The organism is Clavibacter michiganensis, assembly GCF_002151125.1.
GTDB classification, from domain to species: Bacteria; Actinomycetota; Actinomycetes; order Actinomycetales; family Microbacteriaceae; genus Clavibacter; species Clavibacter michiganensis_C.
Window position 1 is genome coordinate 36,950 of record NZ_MDJZ01000015.1, and the last position, 16,246, is coordinate 53,195.

Annotated in this window: 18 protein-coding genes and 1 tRNA gene; 15 read left to right on the top strand and 4 right to left on the bottom strand. The window is 73.5% G+C overall.

Annotated features, from left to right (window positions below; genetic code table 11):
* The first annotated feature begins 6 nt into the window (after nucleotides 1-6).
* From rph to BFL37_RS08010, 3 genes are all read left to right on the top strand, one after another.
* The gene (rph, locus tag BFL37_RS08000; protein WP_086514612.1) at nucleotides 7-744 is read left to right on the top strand and encodes a ribonuclease PH; all 738 of its coding nucleotides are present in this window, start codon (nucleotides 7-9) and stop codon (nucleotides 742-744) included.
* Between the two features lie 11 nt (nucleotides 745-755).
* On the top strand, nucleotides 756-1,364 hold the full coding sequence (rdgB, locus tag BFL37_RS08005; RefSeq protein WP_086514613.1) for an RdgB/HAM1 family non-canonical purine NTP pyrophosphatase: 609 nt from the start codon (nucleotides 756-758) through the stop codon (nucleotides 1,362-1,364).
* Between the two features lie 88 nt (nucleotides 1,365-1,452).
* Entirely contained in the window at nucleotides 1,453-2,370 is a 918-nt protein-coding gene (locus BFL37_RS08010; protein WP_086514614.1) for a cation diffusion facilitator family transporter, read from the top strand.
* Nucleotides 2,371-2,409: 39 nt separating this feature from the next.
* On the opposite strand, the gene BFL37_RS08015 is transcribed toward BFL37_RS08010, so the two are convergent.
* The 3 genes from BFL37_RS08015 to BFL37_RS08025 all read right to left on the bottom strand — a co-directional run bounded on the left by BFL37_RS08015 (nucleotide 2,410) and on the right by BFL37_RS08025 (nucleotide 4,334).
* Nucleotides 2,410-3,138 (bottom strand): DedA family protein, encoded by a 729-nt coding sequence (locus tag BFL37_RS08015; protein ID WP_086514615.1) that lies wholly within the window; start codon nucleotides 3,136-3,138, stop codon nucleotides 2,410-2,412.
* A gap of 126 nt (nucleotides 3,139-3,264) precedes the next feature.
* On the bottom strand, nucleotides 3,265-4,188 hold the full coding sequence (locus tag BFL37_RS08020; RefSeq protein ID WP_086514616.1) for a D-cysteine desulfhydrase family protein: 924 nt from the start codon (nucleotides 4,186-4,188) through the stop codon (nucleotides 3,265-3,267).
* A 61-nt stretch (nucleotides 4,189-4,249) separates the two neighbouring features.
* Nucleotides 4,250-4,334 (bottom strand) — tRNA-Leu (locus BFL37_RS08025).
* Between the two features lie 32 nt (nucleotides 4,335-4,366).
* Here BFL37_RS08025 and xylB point away from each other — a divergent pair.
* From xylB to BFL37_RS08065, 8 genes are all read left to right on the top strand, one after another.
* Nucleotides 4,367-5,800 carry a xylulokinase gene (gene xylB / locus BFL37_RS08030; protein ID WP_086514617.1) on the top strand — a complete coding sequence of 478 codons (1,434 nt, stop codon included), beginning with the start codon at nucleotides 4,367-4,369 and terminating at the stop codon, nucleotides 5,798-5,800.
* A gap of 71 nt (nucleotides 5,801-5,871) precedes the next feature.
* Nucleotides 5,872-7,107, top strand: coding sequence for a CpaF family protein (locus BFL37_RS08035; protein WP_086514618.1), 1,236 nt, complete (start codon nucleotides 5,872-5,874; stop codon nucleotides 7,105-7,107).
* Entirely contained in the window at nucleotides 7,104-7,967 is an 864-nt protein-coding gene (locus BFL37_RS08040) for a type II secretion system F family protein (protein WP_086514619.1), read from the top strand. The genes BFL37_RS08035 and BFL37_RS08040 overlap by 4 nt, the downstream gene beginning before the upstream one ends.
* Nucleotides 7,964-8,914: a type II secretion system F family protein gene (locus BFL37_RS08045; protein WP_086514620.1), complete on the top strand. Its 951-nt coding sequence runs from the start codon at nucleotides 7,964-7,966 to the stop codon at nucleotides 8,912-8,914. The genes BFL37_RS08040 and BFL37_RS08045 overlap by 4 nt, the downstream gene beginning before the upstream one ends.
* A 47-nt stretch (nucleotides 8,915-8,961) precedes the next feature.
* Nucleotides 8,962-9,153: a hypothetical protein gene (locus BFL37_RS08050; protein WP_086514621.1), complete on the top strand. Its 192-nt coding sequence runs from the start codon at nucleotides 8,962-8,964 to the stop codon at nucleotides 9,151-9,153.
* Nucleotides 9,153-9,530 carry a TadE/TadG family type IV pilus assembly protein gene (locus BFL37_RS08055; RefSeq protein ID WP_086514622.1) on the top strand — a complete coding sequence of 126 codons (378 nt, stop codon included), beginning with the start codon at nucleotides 9,153-9,155 and terminating at the stop codon, nucleotides 9,528-9,530. Before BFL37_RS08050 ends, BFL37_RS08055 begins: the two co-directional genes overlap by 1 nt.
* On the top strand, nucleotides 9,505-9,960 hold the full coding sequence (locus BFL37_RS08060) for a hypothetical protein (RefSeq protein WP_086514623.1): 456 nt from the start codon (nucleotides 9,505-9,507) through the stop codon (nucleotides 9,958-9,960). The genes BFL37_RS08055 and BFL37_RS08060 overlap by 26 nt, the downstream gene beginning before the upstream one ends.
* The gene (locus BFL37_RS08065) at nucleotides 9,957-10,496 is read left to right on the top strand and encodes a pilus assembly protein TadG-related protein (RefSeq protein WP_086514624.1); all 540 of its coding nucleotides are present in this window, start codon (nucleotides 9,957-9,959) and stop codon (nucleotides 10,494-10,496) included. The genes BFL37_RS08060 and BFL37_RS08065 overlap by 4 nt, the downstream gene beginning before the upstream one ends.
* Before the next feature lie 29 nt (nucleotides 10,497-10,525).
* On the opposite strand, the gene BFL37_RS08070 is transcribed toward BFL37_RS08065, so the two are convergent.
* Nucleotides 10,526-11,833 carry an MFS transporter gene (locus BFL37_RS08070; protein WP_086514625.1) on the bottom strand — a complete coding sequence of 436 codons (1,308 nt, stop codon included), beginning with the start codon at nucleotides 11,831-11,833 and terminating at the stop codon, nucleotides 10,526-10,528.
* A 75-nt stretch (nucleotides 11,834-11,908) separates the two neighbouring features.
* On the opposite strand from BFL37_RS08070, the gene prfB reads away from it, so the two are divergent.
* The 4 genes from prfB (at nucleotide 11,909) to smpB (ending at nucleotide 16,177) form a co-directional block, all read left to right on the top strand.
* A complete protein-coding gene (gene prfB / locus BFL37_RS08075) occupies nucleotides 11,909-13,012 on the top strand; it encodes a peptide chain release factor 2 (protein WP_086514626.1) in 1,104 nt (367 codons plus the stop codon).
* Nucleotides 13,013-13,087: 75 nt separating this feature from the next.
* Entirely contained in the window at nucleotides 13,088-14,719 is a 1,632-nt protein-coding gene (gene ftsE / locus BFL37_RS14850) for a cell division ATP-binding protein FtsE (protein WP_086514627.1), read from the top strand.
* Nucleotides 14,716-15,633 carry a permease-like cell division protein FtsX gene (gene ftsX, locus BFL37_RS08085; RefSeq protein WP_086514628.1) on the top strand — a complete coding sequence of 306 codons (918 nt, stop codon included), beginning with the start codon at nucleotides 14,716-14,718 and terminating at the stop codon, nucleotides 15,631-15,633. Before ftsE ends, ftsX begins: the two co-directional genes overlap by 4 nt.
* A 67-nt stretch (nucleotides 15,634-15,700) precedes the next feature.
* Nucleotides 15,701-16,177, top strand: a complete 477-nt coding sequence (gene smpB / locus BFL37_RS08090; protein ID WP_012037997.1) for an SsrA-binding protein SmpB — start codon at nucleotides 15,701-15,703, stop codon at nucleotides 16,175-16,177.
* Nucleotides 16,178-16,246: the final 69 nt, after the last annotated feature.

The window sequence follows — 16,246 nt, forward strand, 5'->3', positions numbered from 1 at the left end:
CCGCACATGACCGACGACACCCCCCGCCACGACGGCCGCGCCGCCGACGAGCTGCGCCAGATCACCATCGAGCGCAACTGGAGCGAGCAGGCCGAGGGATCCGCCCTCATCTCCTTCGGGCGGACCCGCGTGCTCTGCACGGCCTCGTTCACGAACCGCGTCCCGCGCTGGAAGGCCGGCAGCGGCCAGGGCTGGGTCACCGCCGAGTACGCGATGCTCCCGCGCGCCACGAACGAGCGCATGGACCGCGAGGCCGTGAAGGGCAAGGTCGGCGGACGCACCCACGAGATCTCGCGCCTCATCGGCCGCAGCCTCCGCGCCGTCGTCGACATGAAGGCGCTCGGCGAGAACACGATCGTCATCGACTGCGACGTGCTGCAGGCCGACGGCGGCACGCGCACCGCCGCGATCACGGGCGCCTACGTCGCCCTCGCGGACGCGCTCGAGTGGGGTCGCGAGAGGAAGTTCATCGCGCAGCGCGCCACGCCCCTGAAGGACAGCGTCGCCGCGGTGTCGGTCGGCATCGTCGACGGGAAGCCCCTGCTCGACCTCGCGTACGTCGAGGACGTGCGCGCGGAGACCGACATGAACGTCGTCATGACGGGCAGCGGATCCTTCGTCGAGGTCCAGGGCACGGCCGAGGGCGCGCCCTTCGACCGCGCCGAGCTCGACGCCCTCCTCGACCTCGCGCTCGGCGGCGGCACCACGCTGACCGCGCTCCAGGCGCAGGCGCTCGGGCGCTGAGGATCCAGCACGTGATCCCGCTCGTCCTCGCCACCCACAACGCCCACAAGGTCGAGGAGCTGCGCCGCATCCTCGGCGCGCGCCTCGACGGGATCGACCTCGTCGCGTACGACGGACCGGAGCCCGTGGAGGACGGCACGACCTTCGAGGAGAACGCGCTCATCAAGGCACGTGCCGCGGCGCTCCACACGGGCCGCGCCGCGCTGGCGGACGACTCGGGCATCGGAGTCGACATCCTCGGCGGCGCCCCCGGGATCTTCTCGGCGCGCTGGTCCGGCCCGTCGCGCGACAGCCGCGAGAACCTCGAGCTCCTGCTGTGGCAGCTGTCCGACGTGCCGGACGCCCACCGCGCTGCGCGCTTCACGTGCGCAGCGGCCCTCGTCGTCCCCACGGCCGACGGCCTCGTCGAGCGCACCGCGGTCGGCGTCTGGGAGGGAACCGTGCTCCGCGAGGTCGCGGGCGGCGGCGGCTTCGGCTACGACCCGATCTTCCGCCCGACCACCGGCGGGGCGAGCGCCGCGGCCCTCACCGCGGACGAGAAGAACCGCGTCAGCCACCGCGCGCTCGCGTTCGACGCGATCATGCCCGTCGTCCGGCGGGAGCTCCTCGGCGAGGGCTGAGGCCCCGGGTGCCCTGCTGAGACCGGGACTCGTTCCCGACTGCGGCGCCGGCTGGATCCGCGGCCCCGCGCGCCCGTACGGTGGTCGCATGGGCCACGGATCGCACGACCACGGCGCGGCCGTGACCGACCGTCGTCGCCTCGTCGTCGCCATCGCGATCACCGCGGCCGTCCTCGTGGTCGAGGTCGTCGGCGCGCTCGTCTCCGGGTCCCTCGCGCTCCTCGCCGACGCCGGCCACATGACCAGCGACCTGCTCGGCCTCGGCATCGCCCTGGTCGCCACCATCGTCGCCGCGCGCCCCGCGACCGACCGGCACACCTTCGGCTTCCAGCGCGGCGAGGTGCTCGGCGCCCTCGTCAACGGCCTCATCCTCGCGGGGGTCGCCTGCTACGTCGCGGTGCAGGGCGTGCAGCGGCTGCTCGCCCCGGAGGGCCCGGAGGTCGACCCCGGCGTCATGCTGCTCGCCGCCGGCGTCGGCCTGGTCGCGAACGTCGGGGCGCTCCTCGTGCTCCGCGGGGGAGCGGGGCGGTCGATCAACATGCGCGGCGCGTACCTCGAGGTGCTCGGCGACGCGTTCGGATCCGTCGCGACCATCGCCGCGGGCGTCGTCATCGCGGTCACCGGCTTCGCCCGCGCGGACGCCATCGCGTCGCTCGTCATCGCGGCGCTGATCGTGCCCCGCGCGGCCGTCCTGCTGCGCGACGTGGTGCGCGTCCTCACCGAGTCCTCGCCCGTCGGCACGGAGACCGACCTGATCCGCGCGCACCTGCTCGAGACCGCCGGCGTGACCGCGGTGCACGACGTGCACGTCTGGGCCATCACCTCGGGATCGCCCGTGTTCACCGCCCACGTCGTCGTGGAGCAGGAGGTGTTCCGCGAGGGCCGCACGGGCGAGCTGCTCGACCGGCTGTCCTCGTGCCTCGACGACCACTTCGACGTCGAGCACAGCACCTTCCAGCTGGAGCCCGAGGAGCACGCCGGGCACGAGCACCGCCACCACGTCTGACCGGGCGGCCCCCGACATGCGGCCGCGGATCACGCCGTCTCAGCGGCGCGGGTCGTTCGACGGATCCTGGTCGAAGTTCTCGGGGGCGAGCGCGAGGTCCGCGCCGTCGTGGCGGATGCCGGCCGCCTCCTCGTCGCGCGCGTGCTTGCGGGCGCGGAGGAAGTGGATCGCCGTGGGCACGAGCGTGACGACGACCGCGCCGAGGAGCACGTAGTCGATGTAGTGCGTGACGAAGTCGCGGATGGGCGGGAACCCGTTGAGCAGGTGGCCCAGGAAGGTGAGGCCCGCGCCCCAGATGAGCGCGCCGACCGCGTTGTAGAACGAGTACTTGCGGTAGTCCATGTGACCGACGCCCGCCGCGATGGGCGCGAAGGTCCGGACGATGGGGACGAACCGCGCCGCGATGACCGCGAGCCCGCCGAAGCGCGCGAAGAAGGCGTTGGTGCGCACGACGTTCTGCCGGCTGAAGATGCCCGAGTCCTTGCGCTCGAAGACCTTCGGCCCCGCCTTGTGGCCGATGAGGTAGCCGACCTCGCCGCCCGCGAACGCGGAGAAGGCGATCGCGAGGCAGACCCACCAGATGTCGATGCCGGTGATCCCGGGGAGCGTCAGCCCCGCGATGACGAGGAGCGTGTCGCCCGGGAAGAGGAACCCGAAGAGCAGCCCGGTCTCGGCGAAGATGATGAGGCAGATCCCGACGAGGGCGAATCCCCCGAACGACTCGATGAGGGTCGTCGAGTCGAGGAAGTCGAAGAGCTGGGGGTGCACGTGGGGCTCCAGTCGTGGTGGGTCGCGACGGATGAGCGTGGCGACCTGCGGCAGAGCACAGAGTATCGGGAGCCGCCGTCAGCGCGCCGAGTCCCGGACACCCCCGGTCGGGGGCCGTGCCGCGGGTCAGGCGCCGAGCTCGGCGTGGCCGAACAGCCCCGGGACGCCGCCCGAGTGCCAGAGGACGACCCGGTCGTCCGGCCCGATGGATCCATCGGCCGCCGCGGCCGCCAGCCCCGCCGCCGCGCGGGCCGTGTAGGTGGGGTCGAGGAGGATCCCCGTCGTCCGCGCCACGAGCACGAGCGCGTCCCTGGCCTCGTCGGTGAGGTGGGCGTAGCCGGGGCCCACCCGGTCCGCGTCGATGCGCAGGGCGTCCGCCCGGATCCCCGTCCCGCGCTCCGCGAGGAACCCCGCCACCACGGCGCGCGGCTCGGCGACCGCGCCGCAGTGCACGCCGAGGACGCGCTCGGGACCGAGCGCCTCGACGAGTCCGGCCATCGTGCCGCCGGAGCCGAGGGCGACGACCACGTGGTCGACCGCGCCGACCTGCGCCGTGAGCTCGTGCCCCGCGTCGACGAAGCCCTGCACGGAGTGCGCGTCGGATCCGCCGAACGCCACGCGGTGCACGCGCGCGCCCGCGCCCTCCAGCTCCGTGACGACGGACGCGGCGCGCGACTCCGCACCCTCGTCGCCCGACCACTCGATGCGCGCGCCGAACAGTCCGTCGAGCAGCACGTTGCCGCGCGCGGCGACCTCGTGTCCCTCCAGCACCAGCACGACGTCGAGGCCGAGGGACGCGCCCGCCGCCGCCGTCATGCGCGCGTGGTTGCTCTGCGCAGCCCCTGTCGTGACCACGGTGGTCGCCCCGCGCGCGACGGCCCGGCCGAGCGAGTGCTCGAGCTTCCTGGCCTTGTTCCCTCCGCCGCCCCAGCCGATGAGGTCGTCGCGCTTCATCAGCAGCCGCTCGCGGTGCAGGCCGAGCGCCTCCGCGAGGCGGGGGACCGGGTGCACGGGGGTCGGCTCGGTCCAGAGGCGGATGCGTTCGTCCACGGGCGCTCCTCGATGCGGGTCGGAGCGTCGCGGCGAGGAGGCCCGTGGCGGGCTCCGTCGCTGGTGCGGGAGAAGGGACTTGAACCCTCACGCTCGAAAGCACAGGAACCTAAATCCTGCGTGTCTACCGATTCCACCACTCCCGCGGGTGCCCGACCAGCTTAGGACGCCCCCTAATATGTTGATCGTGACAACGAAGACACTCGTAGCAGGCATCGACTCCTCCACGCAGAGCTGCAAGGTGGTCGTCCGCGACCTCGACACGGGCGCCCTGGTGCGCTCCGGCCGCGCGTCCCACCCCGACGGCACGGAGGTGGATCCGGCCCGCTGGTGGGACGCCCTCCTCGCGGCCGTCGCCGACGCGGGCGGCCTCGACGACGTCGCCGCCATCTCCGTCGGCGGCCAGCAGCACGGCATGGTCTGCCTCGACGAGTCCGGCGCCGTCGTCCGCGACGCGCTCCTCTGGAACGACACGCGTTCTGCGCAGGCCGCCGCCGATCTCCGCGACGAGCTCGGCGCCGACGCCTGGGCGAGCGCCCTGGGCGTCGTCCCCGTCGCGTCCTTCACCGCCACCAAGCTCCGCTGGCTCCGCGACGCCGAGCCCGAGAACGCCGCCCGCGTCGCCGCCGTCGCCCTCCCGCACGACTGGCTGACCTGGCGCCTCCTCGGCCACGGCGTCGGATCCCCGGACCTCGCCGCCCTCGCCACCGACCGCTCCGACGCGAGCGGCACCGCGTACTGGTCGAGCGTCTCGGGGGAGTACCGCCTCGACCTCCTGGAGCGCGCGCTCGGCCGCGTCGTCGGCCTGCCGCGCGTGCTCGGGCCCGGCGAGTCCGCCGGCGTGACGGGCGACGGGATCCCCGGCGTCCCGGCCGGCATCCCCGTCGGCCCTGGCGCGGGCGACAACGCCGCGGCCGCGCTCGGCCTCGGCGCGGTGCCGGGCGACGTGGTGGTCTCCATCGGCACGTCGGGCACGGTGTTCGCCGTCACCGCGGACCCCATCACCGACGCCTCCGGCACGGTCGCCGGCTTCGCGGACGCCACGGGCAACTACCTCCCGCTCATCGCGACCCTCAACGCCGCCCGCGTGCTCGACGGCGGCGCGCGCCTCCTCGGCGTCGACCACGCGCGGCTCTCCGACCTCGCGCTCGAGGCCCCCGCGGGATCCGACGGCCTCGTGCTCCTCCCGTACTTCGAGGGCGAGCGCACGCCGAACCTGCCCGACGCGGCCGCGTCCCTCCACGGCATGACCCTCCGCAACAGCACGCCGGCGACCATGGCGCGCGCGCACGTCGAGGGCATGCTGTGCGGCCTGGCCGACGGCCTCGACGCGATCACGCGCCAGGGGGTCGAGGTCGAGCGCGTGCTCCTCATCGGCGGCGGGGCGAAGAGCCGCGCCGTCTGCGAGATCGCGCCCACCATCTTCGGCGTCCCCATCCACGTGCCGGACGCGGGCGAGTTCGTCGCCGACGGCGCCGCGAAGCAGGCCGCGTGGATCCTCACGGGCAGCGTCCCCGAGTGGCCCCTCGCGGGCGACGAGGTCTTCGACGCGCCGGGGGTGCCCGCGGTGCGCGAGGCGTACGCGGCGGCGAAGGCGGAGCTCGGGTACTGAGGCCGCCGTGCCGGCGCTGACGCGTCGACCTGTGGACGACCCCGACGGGATCGGCCCCTGATCAGCATCCTGTGCGGGTGCAGACGCGGACCCCCCTCGACACCATCGCCGGACGCGTGCGCGAGCGGTTGCGGGACGACGGGGCGGCCGCGGACCCCGCGGGCACGGCGGCCGTGGTGCGCGAGGAGGTCCGGCGGTTCGCCGAGCAGGCCCTCGGGTCCGACACCCGGCTCCTCGACGACGAAGCGGCGACCGAGCGGCAGGTCCTCGCGCGGATCACCGGCTTCGGCGCCCTGCAGCCGCTCCTCGACGACGAGACGATCGAGGAGATCTGGATCAACGCCCCCACCCGCGTGTTCGTGGCGCGGGCGGGCGTCGCCGAGCTGACGCCGCTCGTCCTCTCGGACGCGGAGGTACGCGACCTCGTCGAGCGCATGCTCCAGTCCTCCGGGCGTCGCGTGGACCTGTCGACGCCCTTCGTGGACGCGTCGCTGCCCGACGGGTCGCGGCTGCACGTGGTCATCCCCGACGTCACCCGGCGGCACTGGGCCGTCAACATCCGCAAGTTCTCCCGCCGGATCCGCGACCTCGACCACCTGGTCGCCCTCGGGAGCCTGCCGCTGCAGGCCGCCGAGTTCCTCCGCATGAGCGTGCGCGCGGGGCTGTCCATCGTCGTCAGCGGCGCCACCCACACGGGCAAGACGACGATGATCGACGCGCTCCTCTCCTCGGCGCGCACCTCCGACCGCATCGTGACGGTCGAGGAGACCTTCGAGCTGGATCCCGCGGGCCGCGACGTCGTGGCGATGCAGTGCCGCCAGCCGAGCCTCGAGGGCTCGGGCGAGATCACGCTGCGGCGCCTCATCAAGGAGGCGCTCCGGATGCGGCCCGACCGGCTCGTGGTCGGCGAGGTGCGCGAGGCGGAGTGCCTCGACCTCCTCATCGCGCTCAACTCCGGCGTCCCGGGCATGTGCTCCATCCACGCGAACAGCGCGCGCGAGGCGCTCGTGAAGCTGTGCACCCTGCCGCTGCTCGCCGGCCGCAACATCGACTCCGCCTTCGTCGTGCCGACCGTCGCGACGTCCGTCGACCTCGTCGTGCACCTCGAGGTCCTGCCGTCCGGCGCCCGTCGGGTGGTCGAGATCCTCGCGCCCGGCGGTCGGCACTCGGGCATGGTCATCGAGGCGAGCTCGGTCTTCGCCCTCGAGGACGGCGTCCTGACCGCCACGGGAGGACAGCCCGCGCACCTCGGCAAGTACCGCGCGGCCGGGCTCGACCCGCTGCGGATCCTGGTGGGAGCGCCGTGAGCGTCGCCCTCGGCCTCGCGCTCGGCGCCGGCCTCCTGCTCCTGATCTCCCCGCGCCTGTGGCCGAGCGCTCCCGACGGGTCGTCGAGCGGGCGCGGGCTCACGGCGTCCGTGCACGACCGGCTCACCCACGCGGGACTGGCCCGGGTGTCGGTCAGCTCCTTCCTCGCCGTGTCCGGGCTCGTCGGTCTGGGGGCAGGGGTGCTGACGGAGGCGCTGCTGCACGTCGACGGCGCAGCGCTCGCCGCCGCGGCCACCGGCCTCGTGCTCCCGTGGGCGGTGGTGGGCGCCCGGTCCGCCTCCCGCCGTCGGGCCCATCGGGAGGTCTGGCCCGACGTCGTCGACCACCTCGTGAGCGCGGTCCGCGCGGGCATGGGCCTGCCGGACGCGGTGGCGTCGCTCGCCGTCGCGGGGCCCGCCGTGCTGCGGCCGGCCTTCCGGGACTTCGCGTCCGTACATCGCACGACCGGCAGCTTCGCCGTGGCGCTGGACGAGCTCAAGGAGCAGCTGGCGGATCCGACGGCCGACCGCATCCTCGAGACGCTGCGCATGGCGCGCGAGGTGGGCGGCACCCAGCTCCCGGACGTGCTCCGCGGTCTCGCCCGGTTCCTCCGCGAGGAGGCCGCGATCCGGAGCGAGGCCGAGGCGCGGCAGTCGTGGGTGGTGAACGCGGCCAAGCTCGGCGTCGCGGCGCCGTGGATCATCCTCGCCCTGCTGTCCACGCGATCGGAGGCGGTGGCCGCCTACGACACCCCGGCGGGGACCGTCGTCATCGTCGTCGGGCTCGTCGTGTCCGCGATCGCCTACCGGCTCATGCTCGCCCTCGGGCGGTTGCCCGAGGACCACAGGTGGTTCGCGTGACGGGGGTCGAGTCGTGGGGCGCCGTCCTCGGCCTCGTCGCGGGCGTGGGCCTCTGGACGATGATGGGCGCCGTGCCGCGCTTCCGACGCGCGCGCCTCCTGGATCGCGTCGCCCCGCACGTGCTCGACGTGTCGGAGGGCGCGCGTCGGCACCTGTCGCTCACCACGGTGCATCCGCTGCCGGTCCTCGGCACCCTCGGTGCGCCGGCGGTGGTCCCGCTGCGGCGCGGCCTGGCGCGCGTGCTCGGCGGCACCGAGCGCATCGAGCGGCTGCTCGGGCAGTCGGGCTCGACCGAGGACGTGGAGCGGCACCGGTCGCGTCAGCTGGTGGGGCTCGTGCTCGGGACCGCCGCCGGCATCGTGATCGCGGCCCTGGTGGGCGGCGCCGCCGTCGCGGCGGGAGGGCTGCCGCAGACCCAGCTGGTCGCCGTGCCCGTCGTCGCGGCCGTCGCGGGGCTGGTCGCCTGCGACTCCGCGCTCGAACGGCGCGCGAAGCGGCGGGTCGCGCGCATCCAGGCGGAGCTGCCCACGGTGCTGGAGTTCCTCGCGCTCAGCCTCGCCGCGGGGGAGGGGCTGCTCGACGCCCTCCGTCGCGTGGCCCGCGTCGGCTCGGGCGAGCTCGCGGGGGAGCTGGGGCGCGTGGTCGCCGACGTCGGCACGGGGATCCCCGTCACCCGCGCGTTCGACGACCTCGCCACGCGCCTGGCCCTCCCCGCCGTGTCCCGCCTCGTCGACCAGCTCGCCGGATCCCTCGAGCGCGGCACCCCGCTCGCCGAGGTCCTCCGCGCGCAGGCCCAGGACGCGCGCGAGGTCGCCAAGCGCGAGCTCCTCGAGAGCGCCGGCCGCAAGGAGGTGGGGATGCTCGTGCCCCTGGTGTTCCTGATCCTCCCGCTCACCATCGTCTTCGCCCTGTTCCCCGGCGTCTTCGTCCTGCAGCTCGGGCTGTAGCGCAGACGCCGACCCATCCACCGCCCGACACCGACCGAGAGGCACCCATGACCGACGAACGAGGCACCCACGACCACCAGGCGACACCCGGCCCCTGGGACGACGACCGCGGCGACGTGCCCGGCTGGGTGCTCATCACGCTGATGACGGCCGGGCTCGTCATCATCCTGTGGGGCGTCGCGGGACCCCTGCTGCAGAACGTGTTCACCCAGGCCATCAACAGGGTCACGTCGTTCTGATGCGCGACGACCGCGGCTCGGCGCCCGCCGAGTTCGTCATGGTCGGTGCGCTGCTCGTCGTCCTCGCCCTGTCCGTGGTCCAGCTGGCGCTCGCGCTCCACGTGCGGACGACCGTCCTCGACGCGGCGGCCGAGGGGGCGCGCACCGCGGCGCTCGCCGGAGCCACCCGGGCCGAGGGCGTCGAGCGCACGCGCGAGCTCATCACCGCGGCCGTGGGCGAGCGCTACGCGCAGGACGTGACGGCGGGCACCGGCACCGTCCTCGGCCACGCCGTGGTGAGCGTGACCGTCCGCACGACGCTGCCGCTCATCGGACTCCTGGGCGTCGACCGCGGGCTGGAGGTGACGGGCCATGCGGCCGTGGAGCGCCTGGGCTGACGATCGTGGCTCCGCTGCGCTCGAGTTCATCACCGCGGGAGTCCTCCTCCTCGTCCCGCTCGTCTACCTCGTCCTCGCCCTGTCCGCGATCCAGGGCGCGGTGCTCGGCACGGAGGGGGCCGCGCGGCAGGCGGCCCGCGTGTACGTCCGCGCGGACGACGACGAGACCGGGCGCCGGGAGGCGCGGTCGGCGGTCGAGGTCGCGCTCGCCGACCAGGGGATCGCCCCCGACGGCATCGCCCTCGACATCACGTGCGCGCCGGACCCGCAGAGCTGCCATGCGCCGCGCTCGCTCGTGCACGTGTCCGTCCGCGTCGCCGCCGAGCTGCCGCTGGCCCCTCCGGTCGCCGGGCCGGACGCGCCGGGATCCGTCGCGGTCCACGGCGACGCCGACGAGCGCGTCTCCGTCTTCGCCCGAGGAGGACGATGAGGGGCGCGCGGCGCCGACGCCTCCCACGTGTCGCGCGGGGCGTCGGGCCGGCCGCGGCGGACGACGAGGGCTCGATCCTGCCGCTCGTGATCGCCTCGTGCGCGCTCGGCCTCGCCGTGATCCTCATGGTCTCGGCCGCGTCCTCGCTCTACCTCGAGCGCGTCCGCCTCTTCTCCCTGGCCGACGCGGCGGCGCTGGCAGGCGCGGAGTCGTTCGACGTGGACGGCGACGCACCGGCGCCGATCGCGGCCGACGACGACGGGATCGCACTCCCGCCCCTCACGGACGCGGGCGTCGCCTCCACCGTCGAGGGGTTCCTGGCCGACGAGCCGACCGCGGGTCTCCACGACCTCCACGTCGACGCGGCGACTACGCCGGATGGCCGGAGCGCCAGGGTCACCCTGTCGGCGACGTGGATCCCGCCGGTGGCCTCCCTGTTCGCGCCCGACGGCGTGCGCATCGACGTCACCAGCACCGCGCGCAGCGTGCTCGTCGGCCCGGGTGCCGCCACGCCGGGACCGGCAGGAGGCGGGTGACGGAGGCGGCCCGCCGAACGCTGCGCGACTCAGGCCGTCGGCCGCGGTTTCCGCGGCACGTACCGGGGGACGTAGCGCACGAGGATCCCCGCGCCGATGAGCCCGAGCACGCCCATCACGCCGCTGGCGACGGCGAGCGACGCGGCGGAGGTGAGGGCGGCGATGAGGAGCGGGGAGGCGGCGCTGCCGGCGTCGCCCGTGAAGCGCCAGGCGCCGAGGAAGGGGGCCGGATCCTCGCGGGGGGCGAGGTCGGCGCCGAGGGTCATGAGGATCCCCGAGCCCACTCCGTTCGCGACCGACATGAACATGGCCACGCCGATGAACCACTGCACGCTCGTCGGCAGGTCCGGCGTGAACGCGAGCACGAGGTAGCCGAGGCCGAGCCCGACCATCGACGGCACGGCGCTCCAGAGGCGGCCGAAGCGGTCCATGATCTGGCCGCTCGCGTAGAAGAGGGCGAAGTCCACGCCGCCCGCGATGCCGATGATGAGCGCCGTGTTCGCGTCCGAGATGCCGATGCTCACCGCCCACAGGGGCAGGAGCACGCCCCGGCCCGCGCGCATCGCGCCGATGAGCGCGGCGCCGGATCCGAGCTTCACGAGCACGCCCTTGAATCGCCACAGCGTCTGCGCGAGGCCCGCCGACTCGCGCGCCGGGGGAGCGGTGCCCGCGGTCGCGCCGACCGACTCGTCGTCCTGCGGCTCGCCGGCGGTCGCGGGCGCGGCGCTCTGCAGGTCGGCCGCGCGGTTGCGGCGCACGACGTCCATGGGGTCGGGCAGTACGAGCAGCGTCACGGCTGCCGCGAGGCACGCGACGATGTGGATCACGAACGCCGACTGCGACGCCCCCGTCAGGTGGATCACCGCGGCCGCGAGGAACGGACCCACGAAGTACCCGGCGCGGAACGTGCCGCCGAGCGTGGACAGCGCGCGGGCGCGGTACGCCTGCGGCACGAAGCTCGTCATGAACGCGTGCCGGGCGAGCGCGAACACGGCCGTCGAGACGCCGATGAGGAAGACGCCCACGCCGAGCACGAGCGGGTTCGGCGCGAGGAGGCACAGCACCAGGCCGCCGATGGAGACGAAGGCCGCGCCGATCATGGCGGTCCGCTCGCCGATGCGGCTCACCACGGATCCGCTCGGGATGTCGCCGACGAGCTCGCCGAGCATGATCATGCCGCCGATGAACGCGGCGATCGCGAGCGAGGCGCCGAGGCTGCCCGCGACGATCGGGATGATGGGGATGATCGCCCCCTCGCCGATGGAGAAGAGGAGCGCGGGGAGCAGCGCCGGGAGCGCGACCGCGCGGAGGGAGAAGGGGGCATCGGGGGTCGACATCGCCCCCGAGCCTACGCGCGGGCGGACCCGTCCCCGGACGTCGCCCGCGGGCCGGACGGTAGGCTGGGCGGCACCATGATCGACCAGGACTTCTCTTCGCGGATCACAGAATTGCGCGACACCTACTCCAACATCCGCTCGGTGATCGGCGTGGAGCGCCTGCAGCAGGAGGTCGAGGAGCTGAGCGCCCAGGCGGGCGAGCCGGACCTCTGGGACGACACCGAGAAGGCGCAGAAGGTCACGAGCGACCTGAGCCACCGCCAGGCCGACCTCAAGCGCATCGACGAGCTGCAGCGCCGCCTCGACGACCTCGACGTGCTCGTCGAGATGGCCAAGGACGACGAGGAGTCAGCCGAGGAGGCGGTCGTCGAGCTCGAGGGCATCACGAAGATCATGGACGAGCTCGAGGTGCAGACGCTCCTCAACGGCGAGTTCGACCCGCGGCCCGCGGTCGTCACGATCCGCGCGGGCGCCGGTGGCGTCGACGCGGCCGACTTCGCCGAGATGCTGATGCGCATGTACCTGCGCTGGGCCGAGCAGCACGACTACTCCGCCACCGTGCTCGACACCTCGTACGCGGAGGAGGCGGGCATCAAGTCGGCGACCTTCGAGATCGACGCGCCCTACGCCTTCGGCACGCTCTCCGTCGAGGCCGGCACGCACCGCCTCGTGCGCATGAGCCCGTTCAACTCCGCCGGCAAGCGCCAGACCTCGTTCGCCGCCGTCGAGGTCGTTCCGCTCATCGAGCAGACCGAGTCGATCGACATCCCCGAGAACGACATGCGGGTCGACGTCTTCCGCTCGTCCGGCCCTGGCGGCCAGTCCGTCAACACGACGGACTCGGCGGTGCGCATCACCCACCTGCCGACCGGCATCGTCGTCACCTGCCAGAACGAGAAGAGCCAGATCCAGAACCGCGCCGCCGCCCTCCGGGTGCTGCAGTCGCGCCTGCTCCTCGTGCAGCGCGAGCAGGAGGCGGCCACCAAGAAGGAGCTCGCCGGCAACATCACGGCGAGCTGGGGCGACCAGATGCGCAGCTACGTGCTCGCGCCGTACCAGATGGTGAAGGACCTCCGCACGGAGCACGAGGTCAACAACCCGTCCAACGTGTTCGACGGCGACCTCGACGGCTTCATCTCCGCGGGCATCCGCTGGCGGAAGTCCCCCGACCGCGCCTGAGAGAGTCCGGGGGACCGCCCGCCGCGGTGAGTCGATGCGGCGAATGACCCCTCCGGTGCCTAGGGTCGTACCGACATGATCAGGTTCGACCACGTATCCAAGGTGTATCCCGGCAACCCCCGACCGGCGCTGAGCTCCGTCGACCTCGAGATCCTGCGGGGGGAGTTCGTCTTCCTCGTGGGCGCGTCCGGGTCCGGCAAGTCCAGCTTCCTGCGTCTCGTGCTCAAGGAGGACCGGCCCACGCAAGGGACGATCCACGTCCTGGGCCAGCAGCTGAACCAGCTGTCGAGCCGCAAGGTCCCCTACTACCGGCGCAGCCTGGGGGTGGTGTTCCAGGACTTCCGGCTGCTCCCGAACAAGTCGGTGTTCGACAACGTCGCCTTCACCCTCCAGGTGATCGGCAAGTCGCGCGGCTTCATCCAGGAGGCCGTCCCCGACGTGCTCGCCATGGTGGGCCTGCAGGGCAAGGAGCAGCGCCTCCCGCACGAGCTCTCCGGCGGCGAGCAGCAGCGCGTCGCCATCGCCCGCGCCGTCGTGAACAAGCCGGCCGTCCTCCTGGCCGACGAGCCGACCGGCAACCTGGACCCGCTGACCAGCGCCGGCATCATGCAGGTGCTCGAGCGGATCAACGCCAACGGCACCACGGTGATCATGGCCACGCACGACTCCGGCATCGTCGACCAGATGCAGAAGCGCGTCATCGAGCTGATCGGCGGCGAGGTCGTCCGCGACGAGGTCGGCGGCCAGTACCAGACCTCCGCCATCGACCTCCCCCGCACGGCCGAGAACCCGGTGGGCGTGAATCCCGAGCACCCGCCCGTGGCCGCGCCCACCCCCGTGTTCGTCCCCGCCGCGCCGCTCCCCGCGCCGACGCGGCCGACCGCTCCCGCCGAGCCCGCGAACGCCGCGGAGCGCCGGGAGAAGGCCCGCCGAGACAAGCAGCGGCGCGCGGACGAGAAGGCGCGCGCCAAGGAGGAGGCGGCCCGCGAGGCCGCCGCCGCGAAGGCCGCGAAGAAGGCTCCCAAGGCCGCGCCGAAGACGAAGACGGCGGGGGAGGGCGCGTCGGCCGAGGCCGCGGCTCCCGTCTCCCCGCCCGCCCGGACGGCCACGCCCGAGGCGTCGCCGATCACCCCCGCGACGCCCGCCGTCCAGGGCGCCGAGCCCGCCGACCCGCAGGGTCGCCCGGGTGCGGAGCGCGAGGACGCCCCGGTGTACGCGCCGTCGGCCTTCGCCGAGGCCGCACGGGTGGATCCCGCCCCCGAGCAGCCCGTGGAGCGCGAGCAGCCCGCTGAGCGCGAGCGTCCCGTGGAGCCCGAGCGTCCCGTCGCGCCCGCCCGGCCCGAGTCCGTCGAGCAGGCTCCCTCCCGGGCCATCCCGGTCGTGCGCCAGCCCGAGCCCGCGGATCCCGCACCCGCTCCCGCGGCGGTCGACGACGCCCCACCGGCGCCCCCGACCCCACCCAGCCGGCGCAACGGCGGGGGAGCGGCCCCCGCGGCCCCGAGCACCGGATCCATCCGCAGGCTCCCCGAGGGCACCGGCGTGATCCGCCTGCCCGACCTGTCCGACGGCGAGGGCGGATCCGCGCCAGCCGCCGGACGTGACGACGCCGAGCTCGCTGAGCTCGGCCTGGCCGAGAAGCTGGGCCTCCGCGCCCGAGGAGAGCAGCCGGACGACACCGGCGCGCAGGATGTGGGGCCCACGCGATGAGAATCGGACTCGTCCTCTCCGAGGTCGGCCACGGCCTGCGTCGGAACGTCAGCATGGTCGTCTCGGTCGTGCTCGTCACCTTCATCTCGCTCACGTTCGTGGGCGCCGCCGTGCTGCTGCAGATGCAGATCGGGCAGATGAAGAACTACTGGTACGACCGCGCGCAGGTCGCCATCGACTTCTGCACCGACACGTCGGTGCCGAGCGAGACGTGCGTCAACGGCAAGGCCACCCAGGAGCAGATCGACGCGGTCAAGGAGCGGCTCGACAGCGAGACGCTCGCGCCCTTCATCGACAGGTACTACTTCGAGGACCAGGACACCGCGTACGCGAACTTCCAGGAGCAGTTCAAGGGCGATCCCGTCACCGAGCTCGTGCAGCCGGAGTTCCTCAACGAGGCCTTCTGGGTGAACCTCAAGGACCCGTCGAAGTCCGACATCCTGAGCGACAGCCTGTCCGGCCTCGCCGGCGTCGAGAACGTGACGGACCAGCGGCAGTACCTCGACCAGATCTTCTCGATCCTCAACGCCGCCAGCCTCACCGCCGTGGGCATCGCGGGGCTGATGCTGGTCGCCGCGGCCCTCCTGATCGCCACCACCATCCGCCTGTCCGCGTTCTCGCGGAGACGGGAGCTGGGCATCATGAGGCTGGTCGGGGCGTCGAACCGCTTCATCCAGACCCCGTTCATCCTCGAGGGCGTGTTCGCCGCGCTCATCGGGTCGGTGCTCGCGAGCGCCGCGACGGTGGCGCTCGTGCGGTTCTTCGTCCAGGGCTTCCTGAGCAGTCGGCTCACGTCGATATCGCTCGTGAACATGGACGACGCGCTGCTCGTGGTGCCGATACTGCTGGGCGTCGGCGTGGTGCTCGCGGCCGTATCGGCCAACTTCGCCATCAGCCGCTACCTGAGGATCTGATCCTCCGGTAGACTGATGGGCTGCCCGGTTCCGGGCGGATCCACCCCGCATCATCGAGGAGACCACCGTGCCCAGGGAACGTGGCGAGAAGGTGGTGGCGACCAACCGCAAGGCGCGCCACGACTACACCATCGAGTCGACCTACGAGGCCGGCCTCGTGCTCACGGGCACCGAGGTCAAGTCGCTCCGGCAGGGTCGCGCGTCGCTGGTCGACGGGTACGCCTTCGTCGACGCGGGCGAGGCGTGGCTGGATGCGGTGCACATCCCCGAGTACAACCAGGGGACTTGGAACAACCACCCCGTCAGGCGCAAGCGCAAGCTCCTCCTGCACAAGGAGCAGATCCTCAAGATCCACTCCAAGGTGAAGGAGGGCGGCTACACGGTCGTCCCGCTGCAGCTCTACTTCGTGGACGGCCGGGCCAAGGTCGAGCTCGCCATCGCGAAGGGCAAGAAGGAGTACGACAAGCGCCAGACGCTCCGCGAGCGCCAGGACAAGCGCGAGGCGGACCGGGCGATGTCGTCCCACCGCCGCCTCGGCGAGTAGGCCCGCCCCTCCCGGTGGTGCGCCCGGCATCGGTGGGGTAACATGGAGGGCTCGTCGCGGAACCGACCG

Coding starts and splice junctions, on each gene's coding strand:
- BFL37_RS08070 (WP_086514625.1), bottom strand. CDS start 11,833: ATGTCGACCCCCGATGCCCCCTTCTCCCTCCGCGCGGTCGCGCTCCCG.
- ftsE (WP_086514627.1), top strand. CDS start 13,088: ATGATCAGGTTCGACCACGTATCCAAGGTGTATCCCGGCAACCCCCGA.
- xylB (WP_086514617.1), top strand. CDS start 4,367: ATGTTGATCGTGACAACGAAGACACTCGTAGCAGGCATCGACTCCTCC.
- BFL37_RS08065 (WP_086514624.1), top strand. CDS start 9,957: ATGAGGGGCGCGCGGCGCCGACGCCTCCCACGTGTCGCGCGGGGCGTC.
- ftsX (WP_086514628.1), top strand. CDS start 14,716: ATGAGAATCGGACTCGTCCTCTCCGAGGTCGGCCACGGCCTGCGTCGG.
- BFL37_RS08055 (WP_086514622.1), top strand. CDS start 9,153: ATGCGCGACGACCGCGGCTCGGCGCCCGCCGAGTTCGTCATGGTCGGT.
- rph (WP_086514612.1), top strand. CDS start 7: ATGACCGACGACACCCCCCGCCACGACGGCCGCGCCGCCGACGAGCTG.
- BFL37_RS08010 (WP_086514614.1), top strand. CDS start 1,453: ATGGGCCACGGATCGCACGACCACGGCGCGGCCGTGACCGACCGTCGT.
- prfB (WP_086514626.1), top strand. CDS start 11,909: ATGATCGACCAGGACTTCTCTTCGCGGATCACAGAATTGCGCGACACC.
- BFL37_RS08050 (WP_086514621.1), top strand. CDS start 8,962: ATGACCGACGAACGAGGCACCCACGACCACCAGGCGACACCCGGCCCC.
- BFL37_RS08060 (WP_086514623.1), top strand. CDS start 9,505: ATGCGGCCGTGGAGCGCCTGGGCTGACGATCGTGGCTCCGCTGCGCTC.